6 protein-coding genes are annotated in these 6,722 nt (G+C 68.8%); 4 read left to right on the forward strand and 2 right to left on the reverse strand.

The genetic code is table 11. From position 1 onward, the window contains the following. The first annotated feature begins 3 nt into the window (after positions 1-3). From ACIRP2_RS22470 to ACIRP2_RS22485, 4 genes are all read left to right on the forward strand, one after another. Entirely contained in the window at positions 4-1,245 is a 1,242-nt protein-coding gene (locus ACIRP2_RS22470; RefSeq protein ID WP_404252859.1) for an extracellular solute-binding protein, read from the forward strand. A 5-nt stretch (positions 1,246-1,250) separates the two neighbouring features. Continuing rightward, the gene (locus ACIRP2_RS22475) at positions 1,251-2,399 is read left to right on the forward strand and encodes a carbohydrate ABC transporter permease (RefSeq protein WP_404252861.1); all 1,149 of its coding nucleotides are present in this window, start codon (positions 1,251-1,253) and stop codon (positions 2,397-2,399) included. Further along, positions 2,396-3,334, forward strand: coding sequence for a carbohydrate ABC transporter permease (locus tag ACIRP2_RS22480; RefSeq protein WP_404252863.1), 939 nt, complete (start codon positions 2,396-2,398; stop codon positions 3,332-3,334). Before ACIRP2_RS22475 ends, ACIRP2_RS22480 begins: the two co-directional genes overlap by 4 nt. A gap of 181 nt (positions 3,335-3,515) precedes the next feature. After that, positions 3,516-4,136 carry an L-threonylcarbamoyladenylate synthase gene (locus ACIRP2_RS22485; protein WP_404252865.1) on the forward strand — a complete coding sequence of 207 codons (621 nt, stop codon included), beginning with the start codon at positions 3,516-3,518 and terminating at the stop codon, positions 4,134-4,136. A 408-nt stretch (positions 4,137-4,544) separates the two neighbouring features. Here ACIRP2_RS22485 and ACIRP2_RS22490 read toward each other — a convergent pair whose 3' ends face one another. Continuing rightward, positions 4,545-4,733 carry a ferredoxin gene (locus tag ACIRP2_RS22490; RefSeq protein WP_376221696.1) on the reverse strand — a complete coding sequence of 63 codons (189 nt, stop codon included), beginning with the start codon at positions 4,731-4,733 and terminating at the stop codon, positions 4,545-4,547. A 31-nt stretch (positions 4,734-4,764) separates the two neighbouring features. Then, on the reverse strand, positions 4,765-5,961 hold the full coding sequence (locus ACIRP2_RS22495) for a cytochrome P450 (RefSeq protein WP_404252867.1): 1,197 nt from the start codon (positions 5,959-5,961) through the stop codon (positions 4,765-4,767). Between the last annotated feature and the right edge of the window lie 761 nt (positions 5,962-6,722).

Genomic DNA, 6,722 nt, shown 5'->3' on the forward strand with positions numbered 1-6,722 from the left:
CTCATGGGAACCCGTACGGCCGTTGCCGCCTTCGCCACCTGCGCGGCGCTACTGGCCGCCACCGGCTGCTCGTCCAGCTTCGGCGACAAGGAGCCGGAGCAGGACAAGGCCGGCAAGCAGAAGCTGACGGTACTGATCGCCACCTCGGGGGACACCGAGACCCAGGCAGTCAAGGCCGCCGCCGCCGCGTACGAGAAGAAGTCGGGCAACTCGGTCACGGTCGAGACCGCCAAGGACATGAACCAGCAGCTTGCCCAGGCGTTCGCCGGGCACAAGCCGCCGGACGTCTTCTACGTCAACACCGACCAGTTCGCGAACTACGCCAAGGGCGGCTCGCTGTACCCGTACGGCGACCGGATATCCGACGCCGACGACTTCTCCCAGCAGCTGCGGACCTCGTTCTCGTACGACGGGAAGCTGGTCTGCCTGCCGAAGGACACCTCCACCCTCGGTCTCGCCATCAACACCGACCTGTGGAAGAAGGCCGGGCTGACGGAGAAGGACTATCCGAAGAGCTGGGAGGAGCTGAAGACCGTCGCGGACAAGCTCACCGGCAAGGGCGTCACCGGTCTGGTCACCAGTGACGAGTACCAGCGGCTCGGGGTCTTCATGAAGCAGGCGGGCGGCTGGCTCACCGACCCGAGCCAGAAGAAGATGACCGCCGACAGCCCGGAGAACGCCAAGGGTCTCGAGTTCGTCCAGTCCATGCTCAAGTCCGGCTCGATGAAGTTCGCCAAGCAGGTGGACACCAGCTGGGGCGGGGAGGCGCTCGGCAAGGGCAAGGCCGCCATGACCATCGAGGGCAACTGGCTCCAGGGCGGCATGAAGCTCGACTATCCCGATGTGAAGTACGCCATCGCGCCGCTGCCCGCCGGGCCGGCCGGACAGGGCACCCTCGCCTTCAGCAACTGCTGGGGCGTCGCAGCCGACAGCGCGCACCGCGACGCGAGTGTCGACCTCGTGAAGTACCTGACGTCGGCCAAGCAGCAGATCGCGTTCGCCGACGCGTTCGGTGTCATGCCGTCCCGGACCAGCGCCCTCAAGACGTACGCCGAGAAGGTGCCGGCCGCCAAGGCCTGGGTGGAAGGCAGCGCCTACGCGCAGGGCCCCGTGACGATCGCCGGCTTCGACAAGGTGCTGAGCCAGTTCAACACCGATCTGCAGTCGCTGCGCACCGCCGACCCGAAGAAGATCCTCGCCGACCTCCAGCGCAACGGCGAACAGGCCATCGCGAAGGGCAACTGAGCCCCATGCCCAACCGCACGATGCGCGCGAGCGGTACCCCCGGCACGACCGGCACGCCTGGCGCACCTGACAGCGCACCCGGCGTGACCGGTACGACCGCGAAGGCTCGCGCCCGGCGCGCGGGCCTTCGCGGGGAGGGCACCTGGGGTTGGCTGTTCGTCAGCCCCATGGTGCTCGTCCTCGGCCTGTTCATGGTGCTGCCCATCCTGATGGCGCTGTGGGTGAGCCTGCTGCACTGGGACGGACAGTCCAACCCGTTCTCCGGCCAGGCCGATTTCGTCGGCCTGGACAACTACCGGTCGCTGCTCACGCAGGACGGACTGGACCGCACGCTCTTCGCGACCGCCCTGCGCAACAACGCCTACTACGTTCTGCTGACCGTCCCTCTGCAGACACTGCTGGCACTGGGGCTGGCCCTGATCGTCAACCAGAAGATGCTGCGGGGGCGTGGCGCCCTCCGTACGACGTTCTTCTTCCCGTCGGTCACCAGCTCCATCGCCGTCTCCACGGTCTTCCTCTTTCTCTTCCAGGGCAGCGGAGCCGTCAACTCCATGCTGTCCTGGATCGGAGTCAAGGGACCGAACTGGTTCGCCGATCCCCGCGGTGTGCTGTCGCTGATCCTGGGCGGCCTGGGAATCGTCGACCCGGAACGGCCCACCGGGTTCCTGGCCGATCACTCCACCATGGGCCTGTCGTGGTTCGAGTGGCTCTCGGGTCCCTCGGTCGCGATGTGCACACTCATCCTGCTCGCCGTGTGGACCACCTCCGGCACTTTCATGCTGATCTTCCTCGCGGCACTCCAGAACATTCCACGGGAGCTGGAGGAGTCGGCCGCCATGGAAGGGGTCAACCGTCGCCAGATGCTCCGGTACGTGACGCTGCCCGCGCTGCGTCCCGTGCTGTTCCTCGTCCTGACCCTGGGGCTGATCTCCACCTGGCAGGTCTTCGACCAGGTGTATGTGATGGGTCAGGGGGCTCCGGGCAACACGACGCTCACGCCCGCCTTCCTGTCGTACTCCGCGGGCTTCGACGACGCGGACTTCGGGCAGGGGGCGGCGATCGCGTTCATCCTGCTCGCCCTGATCCTCGTCCTCACCGCGTTCCAGCGCTGGGCGCTGCGGGATCGTGGCGCACGCACCGGGAGGAACCGATGACCGCCACAGGAACGACCGTACGCGACCGGGCACGGCGTCCTTCTCGCCGTCCGGCGTCGCGCGACCGGGTACGCCCCGTCCTGAGCCGATTCCCGCTGCCGTGGCGGCTCGCGGGGTACACCGCGGTGCTGGGGCTGGGTCTGCTCTATCTGCTGCCGTTCGTCATCCAGTTGGTGACCGGCTTCAAGACGGACCCGGACGCCGCCGCGCATCCGCTGACCCTGATGCCCACCACTCCGACCACGGCCGCGTACCAGCGGCTGTTCGGCCTGAGCAAGGCCGGCGGGGAGGTGCCGTTCCTGCGCTGGCTGGGCAATTCGGCCCTGGTGGCGGTGCTGGTCACCGCGGGCCGGGTGCTGTTCGACTCCATGGCCGGGTACGCGCTGGCGCGGTTGCGCTTCCGGGGCCGCTCGGTGCTGTTCGGCTTCGTGCTCGCTGTGATGGCGGTGCCCGGTGTGGCCCTGCTCATCCCGAAGTTCCTGGTGCTCAACACCTTCGGGCTCTTCGACACGTACACCGGCATGGTCCTGCCGCTGCTGGTGGACGCGGCGGGCATCTTCATCATGAAGCAGTTCTTCGAGTCGGTGCCGCGCGAGGTCGAGGAGGCCGCGCGGGTCGACGGGGCGGGCGTGTTCCGGATCTTCTGGTCCGTCGTCCTGCCGATGGCGAGACCGGCGTTGATCACCTTGACGATCCTGTCCTTCCAGGGGTCGTGGAACGAGTTCACGCACTTCCTCGTCAGTACGCAGTCCGGCCAGTACGAGACGCTCACCACGGGCCTGGCACGCTTCGTGTCGGGCGGGCTCGGCGGCGGAACGCAGTATCCGCTGAAGCTGGCGGCCGCCCTGCTCTCCACCATCCCGGTGGCCGCGCTGTTCTTCTGCTTCCAGCGCTACTTCGTGAACGGCGCCAACGCGGGCGCGGTCAAGGAGTGAGCTCCGGCGCCGTCGGAGCCCGACGGCGCCGGATCCCGGCACGCCGACCGCACCTCGGCCGAGCCGTTCCCCCACCGGGGCGCGGACGTGGGGCCGACGAGGTGGAATCGCGCTGCCGAGGTGCCGATGTGACCGCTCCGGCATACCCGGGAGCGATGTCGCGAGCCCTTAGACTCGCCGGATGGCGAAGTATTTCGACGTGCATCCCGAAAATCCGCAGCAACGCACCATCCGCACCGTGGCCGACAGCATCCGATCGGGCGCGCTCGTCGCGTACCCGACGGACTCCTGTTACGCGCTGGGGTGCCGGCTGGGCAGCCGGGACGGCATCAGCCGGATCCGGTCGATCCGGAATCTCGACGACCGTCACCATTTCACCCTCGTGTGCCAGAACTTCGCTCAGCTGGGTCAGTTCGTGCACGTCGACAACGATGTGTTCCGCGCGGTCAAGGCGGCGACGCCCGGCCGCTACACCTTCATCCTTCCGGCGACGAAGGAGGTGCCGCGCCAGTTGCTGCACCCGAAGAAGAAGACGGTCGGAGTGCGGATTCCCGACCACGTCGTCACTCAGGCCCTCCTCGCCGACCTCGGTGAGCCTCTGCTGTCCAGCACCTTGCTCCTGCCCGACGAGGACGAGCCGCTGACGCAGGGCTGGGAGATCAAGGAACGGCTCGACCATGTGGTGGACGCCGTGCTCGACTCGGGCGACTGCGGCACCGAACCGACGACGGTCATCGACTTTTCCGGCGGCGAGCCCGAGATCGTGCGCCGGGGGGCCGGCGACACCACGAGGTTCGAGTAGCGGCGGCAGAGACGAGACGGCCGAGGCTCCGGCCGCCGCGCCTTGTTCGTGGTGCCGCCGATGTTCGCGGTGGAGCCGGCCGGGCCGACTCTGCGCATACGCGCGGCGCAGCGGTCGGAAGCGGGTCGGCGGTCGACCCGTCGCGTCCCCGCCCGACACGTCCGGCGGGCCTGCTGCGGTGGGCCACGCCGGTCGTCGTGCTCGCCGTGCTCCTGCTGCTCAGGCGTCGGCTGGGCCGTTCCGGGCGACTGCGCGCGTGAGCGGGAGGCGGACGCGGCAGGCGCGCCTCGCTCCACGCCGTACGGCCCCGGACGGGTGAGCACGTCGTCCGGGGCCGTACAGAACAGCGGAACCGTCGCGGGATCGCCGTTCCCTCATCGGCGACTGAAGAGTTCGTCGGCGTGACCGCTATTCCACGGTGATCGCCTGCACCGGGCAGACGCGGACGGCTTCCTTGACCATCGGGTCGGTCACGTCCTTCTCGTGACCCGGCAACAGTTCGCTGAGGCCGTCGTCGTCCTGGGTGAAGACCTTCGGCGCGGTCAGCGCGCACTGACCGGCGCCGATGCACACATCCTTGTCGATACTGATCCGCATCACCGCGGCATCCTTTCCGGGAGGGGTCCGGTCACCACGCCACGGGCAGTTCGAGCATGCCCTGGATCGTGTCGCCGGGCTTGAACGGGATCTCGTCGACGGGCGCCGCCAGCCGCAGCTCCGGCAGCCTGTCGAAGAGGGTACGCAGCGCGATCTCCAACTCCGCGCGCGCGAGGTTCTGGCCGAGACACTGATGGATCCCGAAGCCGAAGGCGACATGGTGGCGTGACTGCCGGCCGAGGTCCAGTTCGTCCGGCGCCGCGTACACGGCCTCGTCCCGGTTGATCACCGAAGTGGCCAGCACAACGCCGTCACCTGCACGGATGGTCACCCCGGCCATCTCCATGTCCTCCGTGGCCACCCGTGAGATGGCGTCGGCGATGGACAGGAACCGCAGCAGTTCCTCGACCGCGCTGGGCATCAGGTCCTCGGACGTACGCAACCGGTCGAGCTGGTCCGGATACTGGAGAAGGGTGAACGTACCCAGGGAGATCATGTTCGCGGTCGTCTCGTGGCCCGCCACCAGCAGGATCTCGGACAGCTGGACCAGTTCCTCGCCGTTGATGGCTCCGCTGTCGAGCTGCTGGGCGATGAGCTCGTCGAGCAGGCCCTCGCCCGGCTCGGCCCGCTTGTGCCTGATCAGTGTCCGGAAGTACTCGTCGAGTGCGGCCCGCGCGTCCTCGACGTCGGCGGCATCCGGCCCGCGCAGCAGCCTGCGCGACTGGGACTCGAAGAATTCATGGTCGGCGTACGGAACGCCGAGGAGCGAACAGATCACCATGGAGGGAACGGGCAGTGCGAAGGCACTCACCAGATCGGCGGGCGGCCCCTGCTCGATCATGGCGTCCAGCAACCGGTCCACGGTCTCCTGGATCCTCGGCCGCAGTGCGGCGGTCCGCTTCACGGAGAAGCTCGGGATCAGCATCCGGCGCCGCTCGTTGTGCTCGGGATCGTCGACACCGAGCAGTTCGACGCGACGCTTCGTGCTCCGGGCCAACCGCTCCGTGACCATCGGGAACGCGGGATTCTCCCGGTTCGACGACAGCCGCTGGTCCACCAGCAGCGCACGCGCCTCGGCATGGCCGGTCACCAGCCACACTCGGCGGCCGTCGAAGAGTCTGACCAGGGACAACGGCCGGTGCCCGTCGTCCCTGGACCGGTACTCGGTCGGCGGGTGGTACGGACAGGTGCGGTCCTGGGGGAACGAGATGGTCTCGGTATCTGCCATGGCGGGCCTCGCAAACAGGATGGAGGGAGTCCTACCGATCTCCCTCCACTAGATGCCTCAGTCACCTAAATGGTCTACGCGATGTTCGGCCAACTCGTCTCGGAGGCATCCCCTCCGCTCCGGACCCACGGTTCGTGGGCGGGCTCGGGCGACACCCCTCCGCCCGGGTATGCCGTTCACCGGAAGCCTAACGCCGCGACCTGCGTCCCGCCCGGGAGCAGCCCAGGGGCCGGCCATGCCCGGGAGTCGCCCTGGCACGCGCACCCCTACCGCGGGGCGCGGGGCGCGCACGCGTGTCGCGGATGCGGCCGGCCCCCGGCGCAGGCATCCGGAACACCACCTCGAACGCCCCCGGTCGAGGGCGGGAGGCCGTGCGGACCGGCGGCCGCGGCGACGCCTCCGACTCGCGCCGCATTCGGAACGCGCACGCCCCTCAGCCGGGCCCGTGGCGCGAAGACACGGTGCGAAGACGCGGTGCGAAGACGCGGTGCGGAGACACGGTGCGGAGACACGGTGCGAAGACGCGGGCGGGTTGCACGGAAGCGTCAGGCCACCGATCCGCCCGCCCTTCTGCGCGCACCTCGGAGCATCTCGTCCACGCCCTTCCGGAAGACGCCGGTCGGCAGGCCCGCCGCAAGTCCCGGACGTGCTGACTCGCCGTCAAATGGCATGCCGAAGGACCGGCACGGGCAGCGTCGGTGCTGCCGTGCCGGTCCCGGCTCGCGCGGTGGGTGCGGAGTTCGCCGCTCAGTAGGCGGAGT

The sequence above is a fragment of the Streptomyces sp. NPDC101194 genome, from assembly GCF_044767885.1.
Lineage (GTDB): Bacteria > Actinomycetota > Actinomycetes > Streptomycetales > Streptomycetaceae > Streptomyces.